This is a genomic window from Actinomadura flavalba DSM 45200, from assembly GCF_000374305.1.
GTDB lineage: Bacteria > Actinomycetota > Actinomycetes > Streptosporangiales > Streptosporangiaceae > Spirillospora > Spirillospora flavalba.
In genome coordinates, this window is record NZ_KB894099.1 from 94,033 (window position 1) to 110,920 (window position 16,888).

Below are 16,888 nucleotides of genomic sequence, written 5' to 3' on the forward strand. Positions count from 1 at the left end.
ATCATGAACGACACCATGACCCGTGACGAGGTGTTCGGCGGGCTCGACGGCCGGGTCGTCCTCGTGACCGGCGCGGCGAGCGGCATCGGCGCGGCCTCCGCCCGGCTGTTCCGCGCCATGGGCGCCACCGTCGTCGGCGCCGACCTGACGCCCGGCGACGGCATCCTGCCCGCCGACGTCTCCGACCCCGAGCAGGTCGCCGAACTCGTGGAGATCGTCGTCGCCCGGCACGGACGCCTGGACGTCGTGCACGGCAACGCGGGCGTCAACGTCCCGGGCCGCCCGCACAGCATCACCGACGACGACTACCGCACAGTGATGGGCGTCTGCTGCGACGCCAACTTCTACCTGGTGCGGTCGGCCGTGCCGCACATGCGCCGGGACGGCGGCGTGTTCGTGTTCACGTCGTCGATGTGCGGGGTGGCGGCGACGCCCCGCTCCCCCGTCTACAACATGGCCAAGCACGCGCTCGTCGGCCTCGCCCGCTCGGTCGCCGTCGACTACGGTGCGCAGGGCATCCGCGCGGTCGCGCTCGTCACCGGCCCGACGCACACCGGCATGGTGGACGAGCTGTGGCCGCCCGGCCCGCTGCGCGACTCGCTGATCGCGAGCACCGCCGTCGGACGGCTCGGGACGCCCGAGGAGATCGCCCGCGCCGCCGTCTTCGCGGCCCTGCCCGGCAGCTCGTTCCTCACCGGCGCCTGCCTCACGGTGGACGGCGGCGCGACGGCGGGCTGGAACGAGATGGCGCGGTCGATGCTCACGTTGAAGGCCGCGACGTGACCGGGTCCGCGTACGTCGACGCCGACGTGGAGACGCCGATGCGCGACGGCGTCGTCCTGCGCGGCGACCTGTGGCGCCCGCCGGACCCGGCGCCGGTCGTGGTGTTCCGGACGCCGTACGGGCGCCGCCTGATCAGCTCGGACACGCTCCGGCCCCGGCACTGCCCGGAGGCGGGCTTCGCCGCGCTCGTCCAGGACACGCGGGGCCGCTTCGCGTCCGGCGGCGCGTGGCGTCCGGTGATGTGGGAGCAGGAGGCCGAGGACACCCACGACACCGTGGAGTGGGCGGCGGCGCAGCCCTGGTGCGACGGGAACGTGTTCCTCGCGGGGACGTCGTACGTCGGCATCGTCGCCTGGCTCGGCGCCGCGCTGCGCCCGCCGCACCTGCGCGGCATCGCCCCCGCCATGACGACCACGGCGGCCGCGGACGCGCGCGACACCGGCGGCGCGCTGCGGCTGGACCACCTCGTCGGCTGGCTGGCGTACATGGCCGCCGACTGGCTCGCCCGGCAGGGCGCCGACGCCGACCCCGCGCTCGCCGCGCGGGTCGCCGCGCTGATCCACGACCCGGAGGCGGCGATGCGGCGGCTGCCGCTGGGGACGATGCCGGAACTGGACCTGCCGGGGTTCCCGCTGCGGATCGCGGACGTGCTGGACGGACGCGTCCGCGCCCTGCCCGACTGGGACCACGCCGACGTCGAGGTCCCCACCCTGTCCGTGACCGGCTGGTACGACGTGTACGCGACCGCGACGATCGAGGGCCACCTCGCGATGCGGCGGGAACACCCGGAACTGCGGCACGAACTGATCGTCGGGCCCTGGGCGCACACCGGCGCGCTCACCCACCTCCAGGGCGAGGTGAACTTCGGCGTCGCGGCCTCGGCGGCGGCGGCCCGGCTGCCGGGGCGGCACCTGGAGTTCTTCCGCCGGTGCCTCGACGGCGGCGGCGACGACGCGCCCGTCCGGTACTTCCTCATGGGCGCGGACGCCTGGCGCACCGCCGAGCGGTGGCCGCCGCCCGGTGACCCGTACGTCCTGCACCTGGCGGACGGCGAGCCCGGACGGCTCACCCCCGAACCGCCCGCCGAGGGGGCGACGGCGCGCCTCCGGCACGATCCGGGCGATCCCGTGCCGAGCCACGGCGGACGCGTCCTGCACCTCGGACGCCTCGTCCCCGGCCCGCTCGACCTGCGGGCCGTGGCGGCGCGGCCCGACGTCCTGCTCTACCTAGGTGACCCGCTCGACGACGACATGGACGTGATCGGGCCCGTCCGGCTGGAGCTGGACGTCGTCAGCGACGCGGCGAGCGCCGACGTCGTCGCCCGCCTGGTGGACCGGTGGCCGGACGGGCGCATCCTGCCGGTCTGCGAGGGCGTGGTGCGGTTCGGCCGCGCGACGGGACCTCGCGTCGAGATCGACCTCGGCCACACCGCGCAGCGCTTCCGGGCCGGGCACCGGATCGGGGTGCTGCTCGCGGGCAGCAGCTTCCCCCATTTCGACCGCAACCAGGGGACGGGCGAGTCCCCCGCCACCGCCGCGCTGGGACGTCCGTCCACCCAGGTCGTGCGCGGCGGCACGCTGACCCTCCGACGGGGAGAACCATGACGCTCACGCATCGGACGCTCGACCGGCCCGGCTGCACGCTCCACTACCGGATCGGCGGCCCGCGCGACGGCGTGCCCGTCGTCTTCAGCCACGGCGCCACGATGGACCACCGCACCTGGGAACCGCAGGCCGAGGTGTTCGCCGCGCGGTACCGCGTGCTGGTGTGGGACGTCCGGGGGCACGGCGACTCGACGCCCAACCGCGACCCGTGGACGCTGGCGGCGGCCGCGGACGACCTGCTCGCGCTCCTGGACCACGAAGGGATCGAGCGCGCGGTGCTCGTCGGGCAGTCGATGGGGGGCAACCTCTCCCAGGAGATCGTCTTCCGCCACCCCGAGCGGGCGGCGGCGCTCGTGGCGCTGGGCTGCGCGGGGAACACGCTGCCGATCAGCCGCTGGGAGCGGCTCCAGATCCGCGCGGTGCTCCGCACGCTGCCGCTGTTCCCGCGCGGCCTGCTGATGAGCCAGCAGGTGCGCGCGTCGGCGCGGGACGCCGGCGTCCGCGCCTACGTGCGGGACGCGGCGGGCCGGATGGAGCACCGCGACATGGTCGCGGTCATGGCGAGCCTGGTCGGCGCGCTGCACCCCGAGCCCGGCTACCGGATCGAGCTGCCCGAGCTGCTGCTGCGCGGCGAGCACGACCGGCTCGGCAACGCCCGCCGGATGATGCCCGTGTGGGCGGAGCGCGATCCGCTGGCGCGGTACGTCGTCGTCCCGGACGCGGCCCACCTCGCCAACCAGGACAATCCCGTCTTCTTCAATGAGACCGTGCTGGGCTTCCTCGCCGAACACGGCCTCGGCCCCTCGGAGGACCGATCATGACGCTGTGGACCCGCGCGGACGACGACGGCGTCGCCGTCCTCACGTACCGCAACCCGCCCCGCAACTTCCTCACCTTCGCCGCGCTCGCCGAACTCGACGCCGTCCTGGCCGAACTGGCGGAGGCCCCGGACGTGCGGGTCGTCGTGCTGACGAGCGGCGTCGCGGGGTACTTCGTCGCGCACGCGGACCTGGACGAACTGGCCGAACTGTCCCGTGGCCCGGTGCCCCGCGCGAAGGCGTGGTACACCGCGATGCGGCGGGCCGAGACGATCCCGCAACCCGTCATCGCGGCGATCAGCGGCCAGGCGTGGGGCGGTGGCCTGGAACTGTCGCTCGCCTGCACGCTGCGCTGGGCCGCGTCGGACGCGCACTTCAGCCTCCCCGAGACCGCGCTCGGCATCATCCCCGGCGCGGGCGGCACCCAGCGCCTGGCGCGGCTGATCGGGACCGGACGGGCCGCCGACCTCGTCCTGACCGGTGACGTCCTCACCGCCGACCGGGCCCACGCGCTGGGCGTCGTCGAACGCGTCCTGCCCGCCGAGGACTTCACCGCCCACGTCCTGCGCCTGGCCCGCCGGATCGCGTCCCGGCCCGCCCCGGCCCTGGCCGCCGCGAAACGCGCCCTCCTCGACGGCACCCGCCTCCCCGTCGCGGAGGGCCTGCGCCTGGAGGCCGCCCTCTTCGCCGAGACCCTGTCCACCCCCGAGTCGGCCGCCCTCCAGGCAACGGCCCGCGACCGCTACGCCCGAGCCGCCGACCACGAACGCGTCACGCTGGACGACCTCACCCCGGCGTGAGCGCGCCCGCGCGGGTGCGGGCGATCTCGGCGGCGATGGCGCGCAGGGCCGGGAGGGAGTCGGCCTCGTTGAGGCTGTAGAGGGTGTTCTTCACGACGACGGCGCGGTGCTTGCGGGAGACGTAGATGCGCTGGCCGCCGAGGCCGTTGGCGAAGAAGCCGTCGTCGCCGTCGATCCACCACTGGAACCCGTACCGGGGCGACGTGGACGGGCTGACGGACGCGTCCACCCACGCGCGCGGGACGACCTGGCGCCCGCCGGCCCGGCCGCCGTTGAGGTACAGCAGCCCGAACCGGGCGAAGTCGCGCGCGGTGGCGTAGAAGCAGCAGTAGCCGAGCGCGTTGCCCCGCGAGTCGTTGCCGACGTAGGCCGTGGACTCCATCCCGGCGGGCCGCCACAGCTTCTCCTGCACGTACCGGTGGTACGGCGTCCCGGTCGCCCGCGCCAGGACGAGCGCGAGCACGGCGGTGTCCACGCTGTTGTAGTTGAACCTGCTACCCGGCTCCCACCCGCGCTTGAGCTGCGAGGCCAGCGACGTGGTCGGCACACCGAGGCTGGCGAGCACGTGCAGCGGGATGTTGTCGACCTGGTCGTTCCACGTGTGCCCGGACGACATCCCGAGCAGGTTCCGCACCGTCACGTCGGCGTACGTCGTGGCCGCCAGCTCCGGCACGTACGCGCGGACCGGATCGTCGATCGACCGGATCTTCCCCTCGCCCACCGCGATGCCGATGACGGCCGAGGTGAACGACTTGCCCATCGACCACGACTGGAACAGCGTCGTCCGGTCGGCGGCCGCGTACCGTTCGGCGACGACCTGGTCCCCGTCCAGCGCGACGAACCCCTGCGTGGCGGTCCGCGCGAGGAACTCGTCCAGATTCCGCGTCCGCCCGTCGAGCGTGTACCGCACGTCCAGCGCACGCGGCGCGTCCCTGAGCACCACCGGCGCCCCGGACGGCAACAGCGCGTCGAAGTTCGGCAACTGCAACGCCATGACCCCGGGCGGCGGCGCCTCCGCGGCCTGCGCGGGCACCGCCCCGGCCAGCAGCGGAAGGGCGACGGCGAGAGCGGCGAGACTGCGGCGCATGGGGGCTCCGAACTGAACCGCCGTGACCGGTGACACGACGTGCCGCGTGAACCCTAACGGCGCCTTGACGGGAAGTGTCGCCGTTCGCACGAATTGCGAAGAATCCGAGCATGACGCACGCTGCGATCAGCGGGAGTCCGGCGCCGGGGCTCCGGGTGTCCGGGCCGGAGCCCCGGCGGGGGTTACTTCTTCTTGCCCTGGTTGGCCACGGCTTCGGCGGCGGCCTTGGCGGCGGCCGGGTCGAGGTAGTCGCCGCCGCGCTTGAGGGGGGCGAAGTCGTCGTCCAGCTCGTAGACGAGCGGGATGCCGGTCGGGATGTTGAGGCCCGCGATGTCGTCGTCGGAGATGCCGTCGAGGTGCTTGACGAGGGCGCGCAGGGAGTTGCCGTGCGCGGCGATCAGCACCGTGTGGCCCGCGGCGAGGTCGGGAACGACCGAGTCGTACCAGTACGGGAGCATGCGGTCGATGACGTCGGCCAGGCACTCGGTGCGCGGGATCAGCTCCGACGGCAGCGACGCGTAGCGCAGGTCGTTGACCTGGGACAGCGGGTCGTCGTCCTTGATGGGAGGCGGCGGGACGTCGAACGAGCGGCGCCAGATCTTGAACTGGTCCTCGCCGAACTCCTCGCGGGTCTGCGCCTTGTTCTTGCCCTGGAGCGCGCCGTAGTGGCGCTCGTTCAGGCGCCACGAGCGGCGCACCTGAATCCAGGACAGGTCGGCCACGTCCAGCGCGATCTCCGCCGTGCGGATGGCGCGCTTCAGCAGGGACGTGTGGACGACGTCCGGCGTGATGTTCGCGTCGAGCAGCAGGTCGCCGCCGCGCGTCGCCTCGCTCTCGCCCTTCGCCGACAGGTCCACGTCCACCCAGCCGGTGAACAGGCCCTCCGCGTTCCACACACTCTCGCCATGCCGCAGCAGTACCAAGGTCGCCATGCCGCAGAGCTTACCGGCGGGGCCGCGCGCGCCTCTCAGCGGTTGGCGGGGTCCGCGAAGCTCGCGAAAGCCTGGAGGTTCCGGAGGCTCTCGCCGCGCTTGACGCGCCAGTCCCACTCCTTCTGGATGGAGCTCTTGAAGCCGCGTTCCAGGGCCTTGTCGAAGTTCTCGTCGGAGTAGGTGAGGACGCAGCCGAGGAGGCGGTCGATCTCGTCGGCGGTGATCGACTCCAGGGAGACGCGGCCGACGAGGTAGACGTCACCGACCTCGTCCAGCGTGAACGCGACGCCGTACTGGCGGCCGTTGCGCTCCAGCAGGAACCGGTAGAAGTCGGCGTGGTTCTCGTCGGGACGGCGGCAGAAGAACGCCTCGATGTGCAGGCTGTGGTCACCGACGATGAGCCAGGTCATCGTCGCGAGCTTGCGCTCGCCGGGCAGCTTGACGAAGAACGCGCCGTCGCGCGGCCGGTCGAACTCCAGCTCCGCGGCGCGCAGCGTCTCCTCGATGGTCGCGACGATCTCACCGGACGAGCGGGTCATGCGGTCACCTCCGCGGCGACGTGGGCGGGCGTGCGGGCGTTGACCGCACCGGTATACACCTGGAGCAGCCGGTCGACGGTGGCGTCCCAGCCGAACGACTGCGCGTGTCGGCGGGCGCCGCGCGCCAGCCGGGCGCGGCGGGACGGGTCGGCGGCGAGGCCGCGCAGGACGGCGGCGTAGTCGGCCGGGTCGTGGCCCCGGACGAGGACGCCGCTCTCCCCGTCGCGGACGGCGGTGCGCAGCCCCCCGACCGAGGCGGCGACGACGGGCGTCCCGCACGCCTGCGACTCGACGGCGACCAGGCCGAACGACTCGTTGTGCGAGGGGACGACGGTGACGTCGGCGGCGCGGTACCAGTCGGCCAGCTCGCCCTGCGGGCAGGGCGGCTCGAACCGGACGACGTCGGAGATGCCGAGTTCGGCGGCGAGGCGTTGCAGGCCCTCGGGACGGGACCGTCCGCTGCCGGACGGGCCGCCGACGACGGCGACGACGAGCCGGGACCGCAGCGCCGGGTCGTCGCGGAGCATGCGGGCGGCGGCGCGCAGCAGGACGTCCGGTGCCTTGAGGGGCTGGATGCGTCCGACGAAGAGCAGCACGTAGGCGTCGCGGGGCAGGCCGAGGCGGCGGCGCGCGGGACGCAGCGTCAGCGGCGACTCCGGGGCGAACCGGGACAGGTCGACGCCGGGGTTGACGGTGGTGACGCGGGCGGGGTCGGCGCCGTACAGCTCGACGAGGTCGCGGGCCTCCTCGGCGGTGTTGGCGACGAGCCGGTCGGACGAGTCGACCACCTGTTCCTCACCGAGGACGCGGGCGGCCGGTTCGGGCTTGTCGCCCTCGGCCAGCGCGGCGTTCTTCACCTTCGCGAGCGTGTGCATCGAGTGGACGAGCGGCACGCCCCAGCGCGTCTTGGCGGCCCATCCTGGCTGGCCGGACAGCCAGTAGTGCGAGTGCAGCAGGTCGTAGTGGCCGGGGTCGAAGGACGCCTCGGTGCGCAGCACGCCGGAGGTGAAACCGCAGAGCTGGCGGGGCAGCTCGCCCTTGTCCAGCTCCTCGAACGGACCGGCGACGACGTGCCGGACGAGCACTCCGGGGGCCATCTCCACCACCGGCGGCAGCGCGCGCGACGTGGCGCGGGTGAAGATGTCCACGGCCACGCCCCGCGCCGCGAGGCGCTTGGCCGTCTCGACGATGAGCACGTTCATGCCACCCGCGTCGCCCGTCCCGGGCTGGTCCAGCGGGGACGTGTGCACGCTGATCGTCGCGATCCGGCCGATCCGACCCGACACCAGGCACCACCTCCGACTGTGCAACCTATCCGTGGCTTGCGGTGTTCCCGCACGCAGGGCGTCAACCATCGGCGGTCCCGGGCGACCTGGAAAGCTGGCCCCCATGCGTAAAACTGCGGTAGTGACGGGTGCGAGCAGCGGTATCGGCGCGGCGACGGCCCGGCGGCTGGCGGCGGAGGGTTTCCACGTGGTGCTGGCGGCGCGGCGGCGGGACCGGCTGGACGCCCTCGCCGAGGAGATCACCGGGTCGGTGCCGGGGGCGGGGAAGGTCGCGGCGGTGACGCTGGACGTGACGGACCAGGCGTCCGTGGACGCGCTGGCGGCGGCCGTCGGGACGTGTCACGTGCTGGTGAACAACGCGGGCGGCGCGGTCGGCCTGGAACCGGTGGCCGAGGCCGACCCGGCCGACTGGCGGACGATGTACGAGACGAACGTGCTCGGGCTGCTGCGGGTGACGAAGGCGCTGCTGCCGAAGCTGGCCGGGAGCGGGGCGGGGCACGTGGTCAACATCACGAGCATCGCCGGGCACGTGCCGTACGAGGGCGGTGCGGGGTACAACGCGGCGAAATCAGCCGCCGTGGCGGTGAACGAGGTGCTCCGGCTGGAGCTGGTGGCCGAGCCGGTGCGGGTGACCGAGGTGGCGCCGGGGCTGGTCAGGACCGACGAGTTCAGCCTGGTGCGCTTCAAGGGCGACGCCGAGAAGGCCGAGGCGCCGTACCGGGGCGTCCCGGACCCCCTCGTCGCGGAGGACGTCGCGGACTGCGTCGCCTGGGCCGTCACGCGGCCCGAGCACGTCAACATCGACCGCATCGACGTGCAGCCCCGCGTCCAGGCGACGCCGTACAAACTGCACCGCGTCTGAAACGCGTCAGCGGGCGCGGTCGTAGGTCTGCGGCTGGCGGAGCGCGGCGAGGAGTGCGTCCATCCGGGCATTCGCGGGTACGACCCCCGGTGACGTGAGCATCGGGGGGTTCTCATGGCGGTGGCGGTGGCGTTGCGGGACGCGCGCATGGCGATGGAGACCGTGGGCGGCAAGGCGCGCGACCTCGCGCGGATCGCCGCCGGCGGGCTGCCGGTGCCGGACGGGTTCGTCGTGACGACGGACGCCTACCGCGACTACGTGGCGCGCGCCGGGATCGGCGACGCGATCCTCGCCGCCGTCGCCGACCACGCGCCCGCCGAGGCCGAACGGCGGATCGCCGCGCTGTTCGAGCGGCACGAGCAGCACACCGACGTCGCGGGCCCGATCCGCTGGGCGTACGCGGCGCTCGGCGACCGGGACCATCCCGTCGCCGTGCGGGCGTCCGCGCCCGACCACGGCATCCGGGTCTCCGGACTGCACCGGACGGAGCTGGGCGTCCGGCAGGAGGCCGCCGTGCTGCGGGCGATCCGCCGGGTGTGGGCGTCGCTGTGGTCGGCCGGGGCGATCGCGCACCGGGAACGGCTCGGGATCGCGCACCGGGACGCGGCGCTCGCCGTCCTCGTGCAGACGATGGTGGCGGCGCGGACGTCCGGGACGCTCGCGGCGTCGGCGCCCGCCGAGATCGCGGTGCGGGCGGCGCGCGGGGACGGCGAGCCCGAGGTGACCGTCGTCGAGCGGGCCACCGGGCGGACGCTCGGCCGCCGCTCCCCCGGCGAGCCCGTGCTGACGGCGGAGCAGGCCGGGGAGCTGGCCCGGCTCGGGAGCCGCGTCGAGGAGCTGTACGGGCGTCCCGTCGCGGTCGAGTGGGCGCGGGACGACCGGCCGTGGCTGCTCGGCGCGGCGGCGGTGCGGCTCGGCGCGGAGACCGAGACGTGGAACGACGGGCTCGGCCGCGACGACGTCTGGACGAACGAGGGCGTCGCCGGGGCCGTGCCGGACGTCATGACGCCCGCGACGTGGTCACTGGTGCAGATCTTCATGAACGCGGCGATGCCGATGATGTCGGTGCCCGGTTTCCGGGCGTACGGGCGGATCGGCGGGCGCGCGTACCGGAATATGAGCGTCGGCCGGGCGCTCGCCCGGGCGTTCCCGGGCGCGACGCGGCTCGGCTCGGCGGAGCGGGTGTTCGGGCGGGTTCCGGCGGGCGTCGAGGTGCGGCCCGCGCCGCTGCCGCGCCGGGACGTGCTGCGGGCGCTGCTGCCGGTCGCCGCGCGGACGGCGGCGCGGGTCGCGTACGACCGGCGGCGGCTGCCGGACTTCCTCGCCGGGTCGCCGGGCCGGGCGGCGGCGCTGCGGGCCCGCGTCGACCGCACGTCGACCGGGTCGGGCCTGATCGACGTCTGGCACGAGGCGGTGCTGCCGTACGTGCTGGAGGCGTCGCGGATGGTCGCGGCGGCGGCGCGCGCGGACGGCGACACCCGCGCCGAGCTGCACGGGGAGCTGGCCGGGCTCGTCGGGGCGGACGACGCCGACGCGTTGCTCACCGGGCTGTGCTCGCCGAAGGGCGCGTCGCTCGATCCGGCCACCGCGTACGCCCGGTACGCGCGCGGCGACGTGGACCGCGCCGACTACGTCCTGGCGTGGGGGCACCGGGGCGCGGCGGAGTTCGAGCTGGCCGCGCCCCGTCCCGCCGAGGACCCGAACTGGCCCGCCGCGCCGGAGCCGGACGCGGCCGGGCGGCTGGACGAGCGCGAAGCGGCGCGCGCCGAGGCGTGGCGGCGTTTCCACGCGCGCAAGCCCGGCCACGCCGACCGGATGCGGGCCAAGGTGGCGCATTGGGCGCGGGACGCGTTCCGCCGCGAGGCCGCCCGGTCCGAGGTGGTCCGGGCGTTCTGGGTGGTGCGGACGTTCGTGCTGCGCGCCGGGGAGCTGACCGGCCACGGCGGCGACCTGTTCCTGCTCGCGCTGGACGAACTCCTCGCCGTCCTGGACGGCGAGCACGCCCCGCTGACGCGGGTCGACGTCCGCCGCCGCACCTACGACCGCTACCGCGTCCTCCCCGCCTACCCGACGACGATCCAAGGCCCCTTCGACCCCTTCCTCTGGGCCGCCGACCCCACCCGCCGCACCGACCACCACGACGCCCGCCACCCGTCCCCGCCCGCCGAGCCGGTCGTCAGCGCGGGGCCACGGTTGGCCATGGGACGGTGATTTCGCCGAGGCGCCAGCGGGGGTGGGCTCCGTGGGGTGGGTGGGTGTGGACGGGGTGGGTGGTGGCGAGGAGGCGGACCGCCGCGATCCAGTGGGAGCGGGGGCCGAAGGCCGAGTAGGGGGACGTGGTGGCCCAGGCGTGGTCGAAGGCCGTGAGGAAGGCGTGAATCCTCTCGCCGGGGACGTTGCGGTGGATCAGGGTCTTGGGGAGGCGTTCGGCCAGGTCGGACGGGCGCTCCAGGGTCGGGAGGTGCGCGGCCAGGGTGAGGGTGCGGGGGCCTTCGGGGCCGAGGGTGGTCCAGGTAGCGCGGCGGCCGATCTCGTCGCAGGTGCCCTCGACCAGGACGCCCGCCGGGTGCAGCCGCGCGCGGAGGCCGTCCCACGCCCGCCAGGCGGCGGGCTCGTCGTACTGGCGCAGGACGTTCAGGGCGCGGATCAGGACGGGCGGACGGTCCACCGGCAGCTCGAAGCCGCCGCGCCGGAACGTCAGCCCCGGTCGCGGGTGGGCGGCCAGGTGGGCGACGCCGCGCGCCACGCGGTCGGGGTCGATCTCGATGCCGGTGACGTCCAGGTCGGGCGAAACGGCCCGTAGCCGCTCGTACAGCTCGACCGTGGTGATCGGGGACGCCCCGTAGCCGAGGTCCACGGCGAGCGGGCCGGGGACGGCGCGCAGGGCCTGCCGCTGGGTGGCGGCGATCCAGCGGTCGATACGGCGCAGGCGGTTGGGGGCGGTGGTACCGCGGGTGATCTCGCCCTGCGGTCGCTGCGTGCGGGTCATGACCCCTCCAGCGTAGTGATAAGTGTTCAGTTACGGTGGGGGCCGGACACCGTCGCCGAGGAGCGCCGATGCTGGACCTGGCCACGCTGCACGACGCCATCGCCGCCGCCGTCCCCGACCGGCCGAGCCTGCTGTGGGGCGCGCGGACCCGGACCTGGCGCGAGACCGCCGACCGGACGCGGCGGCTGGCGGGCGTCCTGCACGCGCACGGCCTCGGCCGCCGCCACGACGCCCCCGACCCGTGGCGCTCCCCGCACGACCATCTCGGCCTTTACCTGCACAACGGCCCGGAGTACCTCGAAGGGCTCGTCGGGGCGCACAAAGCACGCGTCGCCCCGTTCAACATCAACTACCGGTACGTGGACGAAGAGCTCGTCCAGCTCTGCACCGACGCGAGACCCGCCGCACTGCTCTTCCACGCACGTTTCGCCGCGACGCTGGCCCGCGTCCTGCCGAAGCTGGACACGCGCCCGCTGCTGCTCCAGGTGGCGGACGGCTCCGGCGCCGATCTGCTCCCGGACGCGCTCGACTACGAACAGGCCCTGGCCGACGCCGCCCCGATCACCCTGGACGCCTCCCCGGGCGATCTCCAGATCCTCTACACCGGTGGCACGACCGGGCTGCCCAAGGGCGTGCTGTGGCGGATCGGGGACCTGATCGCCGGGCCGCTCGCGCTCGTCCGCCGCGACGGAACCCCGGTCGAAGAGCTGGACGAGGCGGTCGAGCGGGCCGTCCGCTCGACGGCGCGGGTGCTGGTCGCGCCGCCGATGATGCACGGTGCGGGAACCTGGTCGGCGCTCGGCGCCTGGTGCGGCGGGGCGCCGGTCGTCCTGCCGGACCGGGTGGACGGGCTCGACGCCGACGACCTGCTCGACACGGCCGAGAGGCACGCCGTGACCCGGATTCCGCTCGTCGGGGACGCCTTCGCCCGGCCCCTCCTGGCGGCCCTCAAAGCCCGCCCGCGCGGGCTTCCCGCGCTGCGGACCCTGCTGAACTCGGCCGCCGGGCTCGGCGCCGACGTCCGCGCGGAGCTGGCCGCGCTGCTGCCGCACGTCCGCGTCGTGGACGTGCTCGGCTCGTCGGAGTCGGGCTTCGCCGTCACCCGGGTGGGGGACGCGCCGTTCGTCCCGTCGCCGGGCACGTGGGTGCTCAGCGCCGACCGCACCCGCCGCCTGTCGCCCGGCGAGGACGAGACCGGCTGGCTCGCCACGGGCGGCCGGCTCCCGCTCGGCTACCTGGGCGACCCGGCGCGCACGGCGGCGACGTTCCCGGTCGTGGCGGGCCGCCGCGTCGTCGTCGCGGGCGACCGGGCGCGGCTGTGCGCGGACGGCACGGTCGAGGTGCTGGGACGCGAGGCCACGACGATCAACACCGGCGGCGAGAAGGTGTTCGCGGAGGAGGTGGAGGGCGTGCTCCGGGCGGTCCCGGGGGTGGCGGACGCGCTGGTCGTCGGGCGTCCGAGCGAGCGCTGGGGCACCGAGATCGTCGCCGTCCTGCGCGCCGGGGCCGAGCCCGGCGACGCCGCGCTCCGCGACGCCTGCGCCGCGCGCCTGGCCCGCTACAAGATCCCCAAGGCGTTCGTCCGCACCGACGCGGGGCTGCGCCTGCCCAACGGCAAGGCCGACTACGCCGCCGCCCGCGCCCTCGTGGACCGAATCACGTTCGGCTAGCATGACGGGCATGCCGGATCTGGACAGCCTGCTCACCGACCTCGCCGCCGAGGGCGAGGCCCTGGACGCCCTCGTCGGACCGCTCGCACCGGAGGCGTGGGCCACCCCGACCCCGGCCGCCGGATGGACGATCGCGCACCAGATCGCCCACCTGCTGTGGACGGACGAGATGTCCGTGCTCGCCGCCACCGACGCCGACGGCTTCGCCAAGAGCCTGGAGGGCGCCACCCTCGACCTGGTCGAACGCGGCGCCGAGGAGGGCGCCCGCCGCGACCCGGCCGACCTGCTCGCGTCCTGGCGGCAGAGCCGCCGCGACGTCGTCGCCGCGCTCGCCGCCGTCCCCGCCGGGACGCGGGTGCCCTGGTACGGGCCGCCGATGGGCGCCGCGTCGATGGCGACCGCGCGGCTGATGGAGACGTGGGCGCACGGCCTGGACGTCGCCGACGCGCTCGGCGCCGTCGTCGCGCCGACCGACCGGCTGCGGCACGTCGCGCACATCGGCGTCCGCGCCCGCGACTTCGCCTACCTCAACCGGGGCCTCACCCCGCCCGCCGAGCCGTTCCGGATCACGATCGACGCCCCGTCCGGCGCCGTGTGGACGTGGGGGCCGGACGACGCCGCGCAGTCCGTGCGCGGACCCGCGCTCGACTTCGCGCTGCTGGTGACGCGCCGCCGCCACCCCGCCGACCTCGCCGTGCGGGCGGACGGCCCGGACTCCCAACACTGGCTGACGATCGCGCAGGCGTTCGCCGGACCGCCCGGCGACGACCCGCGCCGCGCAGGTTAGAACCACCGCACGCTGGACAGATCGACGGTATGACCCTTCTGATCGCCTATGACGGTTCCGCGGACGCGCAGACGGCCATCGCCTACGCGGGCGCCCACCTCAAGCCCGAACCGGCGGTCGTGCTCACGGTGTGGGAGCCGCTGCTGGCGCAGCTCGCGTGGGCGCCGATGGCGGCGGCCGGGGCGATGCCGCCCGCCGACGAGGACGCCGGGAAGTACTCCGAGGAGACCGAGGCCGAGCGGCTGGCCGAGCAGGGCGCGGCGCTGGCGCGCGAGGCCGGGTTCCTGGAGGTCCGCCCGGTCTCGGAACGCTCCAACGGCCCGACGTGGGCCGCGATCGTGGACGTCGCCGCCGAAGTCGACGCCTCGGTCATCGTGATGGGCTCGCGCGGCCTGTCGGCGGCCCGCTCGGTGCTGCTGGGCAGCGTCTCCGACCGCGTCCTGCACCACGCGAACCGGCCGATGCTCATCGTGCCCAACCGCCCGGCGGACTGAGCGTTCAGCCCGTCAGGGCCTTCTCGAACGCCGCGTAGACATCGGGCGTGAAGAGCACGAAACGGGCCTCGTCGACCTGGGTGGGGGTGGCGCGGACCGTGCCCACCGCGATGCGCGCGGCGTCGTCGACGGGCCAGCCGTAGATGCCCGCCGACACGGCCGGGAACGCCACCGACGTCACGCCCAGGTCGTCCGCGACGCGCAGCGACTCGCGGTAGCAGGACGCGAGCTGGTCGGAGCGGTCGGTCTGCGCCGAGAAGACGGGGCCGACCGTGTGGATGACCCAGCGGGCGGGCAGGTCGCCGGCGGTCGTCGCGACGGCCGCGCCGGTCGCCAGGCCCGCGCCGTACTGGGCGGCGCGCAGCGCGCGGCATTCCTCCAGGATCGCCGCGCCGCCGCGCCGGTGGATGGCGCCGTCCACGCCGCTGCCGCCCAGCAGCGAGGAGTTGGCCGCGTTGACGACGGCGTCCACCGCCTGCTCGGTGATGTCGCCCTGTACCAGCGTGATCCGCATGACCTCTGCCTTCCACCGACCCCGTCCGGATGCGCCCCCTCCCCGACCCTAACCGGACGCGGCGGGTCAGACGGGCGAGCGGCGCGCGCCGTCCGAGCGCAGCCAGCGGCAGCCGTACGGGGGCAGCCGCAGCGTCATCTCACCGCCGGTGACCTCGGTGTCGCCGTCGTCGAGCAGGTCGTGCCAGACGCCGTCGGGCAGGCCCGCGATCGTGCAGTCCGCCTCGGTCCCGGCGAAGTTGTGCACGGTGACGACCGCGCGGCCGTCGACGGACGCGCGGTGCGCCAGGACGGCGTCGGCCCCGGCGTCGAGCACCTCGACGTCACCGAACGCCAGCTCGGGCGTCTCCCGGTACCGCTCGACGAGCAGCCGTATCCACGACAGCAGCGAGTCGGCGTCGTTGCGCTGGGACGCCACGTTGACGCGGTCGGGCCCGAACTCGCCCTCCGCGAGCCGCGCCGGGAACGTCTTCGGGTCGGCGGTGGAGAAGCCCGCGCCCGGCCCGGGACGCCACTGCATCGGCGTGCGGACCGCCGCGCGCGCCTCCTCGGCCAGGTTCTCCCCCATCCCGATCTCCTCGCCGTAGAACAGGACGGGCGTGCCGGGCAGCGCGAACAGCAGGCTGTAGACCATCTTCACGCGCGGCAGGTCGCCGCCGAGCATCGGCGGCAGGCGGCGGCGCAGGCCCCGGTCGTACAGGCGCATGTCCTCCTCGGGGCCGAACGCGGCGAAGACCTCCTGCTTCTCGGCCTCGCTCAGCTTGTCGAGGGTCAGTTCGTCGTGGTTGCGGACGAACGTCGCCCAGTGGCCGTCCTTGGGCGGCAGGGGGCGTTCGCGCAGCGTCGCGGCGAGCGGGCGGGCGTCGCCGCGCGCCAGGCCGAGGTACATCGCCTGCATGCCGGGGAAGTCGAAGCTCAGCGTCAGCTCGGGGGCCTCGTCTCCGAAGAACTCCATCGCGTCCGGATACGGCAGGTTGACCTCACCGAGCAGGATGGCCTGCTCGCCCCGGCGGTCGAGGAAGGCGCGCAGGTCCGCGAGGTAGTCGTGCGGGTCGGGGAGCTTGACGGCGTCGGCCTGGCCGGTCGTTTCGAGCATGAACGGGACGGCGTCCACCCGGAAGCCCGACAGGCCGAGTTCCGTCCAGAACCCCATGATCCGCGCTATCTCGTCCCGGACCTCCGGGTTGGTGATGTTCAGATCGGGCTGGTGCCGGTAGAAGCGGTGAAGGTAGTACTGCCGGGTCTTACGGTCGTACGTCCAGAGACCCTTCTCCTTGTCGGGGAAGATCACGCCCTTCGGGCCGTCCTTGGGCGGCTTGTCCGCCCAGACGTACCAGTCGCGGTACTTGGAGTTCCGCGAGCGGCGGGCCTCCTTGAACCAGGGGTGCTGGTCAGACGTGTGGTTGACGACCAGGTCCGCGATGACCCGGATGCCCCGGTCGCGCGCGGTGCGCAGGAACTCCACGACGTCCCCGTGCGTGCCGAGGCGAGGGTCGACGCCGTAGAAGTCGGTGATGTCGTAGCCGTCGTCGCGGTCGGGCGTCGGATAGAACGGCATCAGCCAGATGCACGTCACGCCGAGCCGATCCAGATGGTCGATGCGCTGGGTGAGGCCGCGGAAGTCCCCGATCCCGTCGCCGTTCCCGTCCTGGAACGTCTCGACGTCCAGGCAGTAGACGACGGCGTTCTTCCACCACAGGTCGGCGGTCCGGCTGATCTTCATG

General features: G+C 74.5%; 16 protein-coding genes. 9 read left to right on the forward strand and 7 right to left on the reverse strand.

The genetic code is table 11. The annotated features are described in order from the left end of the window. The first annotated feature begins 3 nt into the window (after positions 1-3). The 4 genes from C229_RS31520 to C229_RS31535 are packed head-to-tail and all read left to right on the forward strand — an operon-like array spanning position 4 to position 4,005. Entirely contained in the window at positions 4-783 is a 780-nt protein-coding gene (locus C229_RS31520; protein ID WP_018657454.1) for an SDR family NAD(P)-dependent oxidoreductase, read from the forward strand. After that, entirely contained in the window at positions 780-2,387 is a 1,608-nt protein-coding gene (locus C229_RS31525) for a CocE/NonD family hydrolase (RefSeq protein ID WP_018657455.1), read from the forward strand. The genes C229_RS31520 and C229_RS31525 overlap by 4 nt, the downstream gene beginning before the upstream one ends. Continuing rightward, positions 2,384-3,208: an alpha/beta fold hydrolase gene (locus C229_RS31530; protein ID WP_018657456.1), complete on the forward strand. Its 825-nt coding sequence runs from the start codon at positions 2,384-2,386 to the stop codon at positions 3,206-3,208. The genes C229_RS31525 and C229_RS31530 overlap by 4 nt, the downstream gene beginning before the upstream one ends. After that, complete coding sequence (locus tag C229_RS31535; protein WP_018657457.1) at positions 3,205-4,005, forward strand: enoyl-CoA hydratase/isomerase family protein; 801 nt, start codon at positions 3,205-3,207, stop codon at positions 4,003-4,005. Before C229_RS31530 ends, C229_RS31535 begins: the two co-directional genes overlap by 4 nt. Here C229_RS31535 and C229_RS0122950 read toward each other — a convergent pair. The 4 genes from C229_RS0122950 to mshA all read right to left on the reverse strand — a co-directional run bounded on the left by C229_RS0122950 (position 3,992) and on the right by mshA (position 7,849). Next, the gene (locus C229_RS0122950) at positions 3,992-5,092 is read right to left on the reverse strand and encodes a serine hydrolase domain-containing protein (RefSeq protein WP_018657458.1); all 1,101 of its coding nucleotides are present in this window, start codon (positions 5,090-5,092) and stop codon (positions 3,992-3,994) included. The genes C229_RS31535 and C229_RS0122950 overlap by 14 nt on opposite strands. A gap of 182 nt (positions 5,093-5,274) precedes the next feature. After that, a complete protein-coding gene (locus tag C229_RS0122955; protein WP_026314070.1) occupies positions 5,275-6,024 on the reverse strand; it encodes a phosphoglyceromutase in 750 nt (249 codons plus the stop codon). A 35-nt stretch (positions 6,025-6,059) separates the two neighbouring features. Then, a complete protein-coding gene (locus C229_RS0122960; protein WP_018657460.1) occupies positions 6,060-6,563 on the reverse strand; it encodes a type III secretion system chaperone family protein in 504 nt (167 codons plus the stop codon). Beyond that, on the reverse strand, positions 6,560-7,849 hold the full coding sequence (gene mshA, locus C229_RS0122965) for a D-inositol-3-phosphate glycosyltransferase (protein ID WP_018657461.1): 1,290 nt from the start codon (positions 7,847-7,849) through the stop codon (positions 6,560-6,562). The genes C229_RS0122960 and mshA overlap by 4 nt, the downstream gene beginning before the upstream one ends. A 103-nt stretch (positions 7,850-7,952) precedes the next feature. Here mshA and C229_RS0122970 point away from each other — a divergent pair, with 103 nt between their 5' ends. Both C229_RS0122970 and C229_RS35865 read left to right on the forward strand, forming a co-directional pair. Next, a complete protein-coding gene (locus tag C229_RS0122970) occupies positions 7,953-8,711 on the forward strand; it encodes an SDR family NAD(P)-dependent oxidoreductase (RefSeq protein ID WP_026314071.1) in 759 nt (252 codons plus the stop codon). A gap of 114 nt (positions 8,712-8,825) precedes the next feature. After that, complete coding sequence (locus tag C229_RS35865; protein WP_018657463.1) at positions 8,826-10,922, forward strand: PEP/pyruvate-binding domain-containing protein; 2,097 nt, start codon at positions 8,826-8,828, stop codon at positions 10,920-10,922. On the opposite strand, the gene C229_RS0122980 is transcribed toward C229_RS35865, so the two are convergent. Then, a complete protein-coding gene (locus tag C229_RS0122980; RefSeq protein ID WP_018657464.1) occupies positions 10,888-11,700 on the reverse strand; it encodes a class I SAM-dependent methyltransferase in 813 nt (270 codons plus the stop codon). The genes C229_RS35865 and C229_RS0122980 overlap by 35 nt on opposite strands. Before the next feature lie 68 nt (positions 11,701-11,768). Between C229_RS0122980 and C229_RS0122985 the strand changes: the two genes are divergently transcribed. Genes C229_RS0122985 through C229_RS0122995 form a run of 3 tightly spaced genes read left to right on the forward strand, consistent with a single transcriptional unit; the run spans position 11,769 to position 14,651 of the window. Continuing rightward, on the forward strand, positions 11,769-13,370 hold the full coding sequence (locus tag C229_RS0122985; protein ID WP_018657465.1) for an AMP-binding protein: 1,602 nt from the start codon (positions 11,769-11,771) through the stop codon (positions 13,368-13,370). Positions 13,371-13,380: 10 nt separating this feature from the next. Then, positions 13,381-14,157 (forward strand): TIGR03084 family metal-binding protein, encoded by a 777-nt coding sequence (locus C229_RS0122990; RefSeq protein ID WP_026314072.1) that lies wholly within the window; start codon positions 13,381-13,383, stop codon positions 14,155-14,157. Positions 14,158-14,186: 29 nt separating this feature from the next. Beyond that, a complete protein-coding gene (locus C229_RS0122995; RefSeq protein WP_018657467.1) occupies positions 14,187-14,651 on the forward strand; it encodes a universal stress protein in 465 nt (154 codons plus the stop codon). A gap of 4 nt (positions 14,652-14,655) precedes the next feature. Here C229_RS0122995 and C229_RS0123000 read toward each other — a convergent pair whose 3' ends face one another. After that, positions 14,656-15,165, reverse strand: coding sequence for an O-acetyl-ADP-ribose deacetylase (locus C229_RS0123000; RefSeq protein WP_018657468.1), 510 nt, complete (start codon positions 15,163-15,165; stop codon positions 14,656-14,658). A gap of 66 nt (positions 15,166-15,231) precedes the next feature. Further along, positions 15,232-16,887: an alpha-amylase family protein gene (locus C229_RS0123005; RefSeq protein WP_018657469.1), complete on the reverse strand. Its 1,656-nt coding sequence runs from the start codon at positions 16,885-16,887 to the stop codon at positions 15,232-15,234. Position 16,888: the final 1 nt, after the last annotated feature.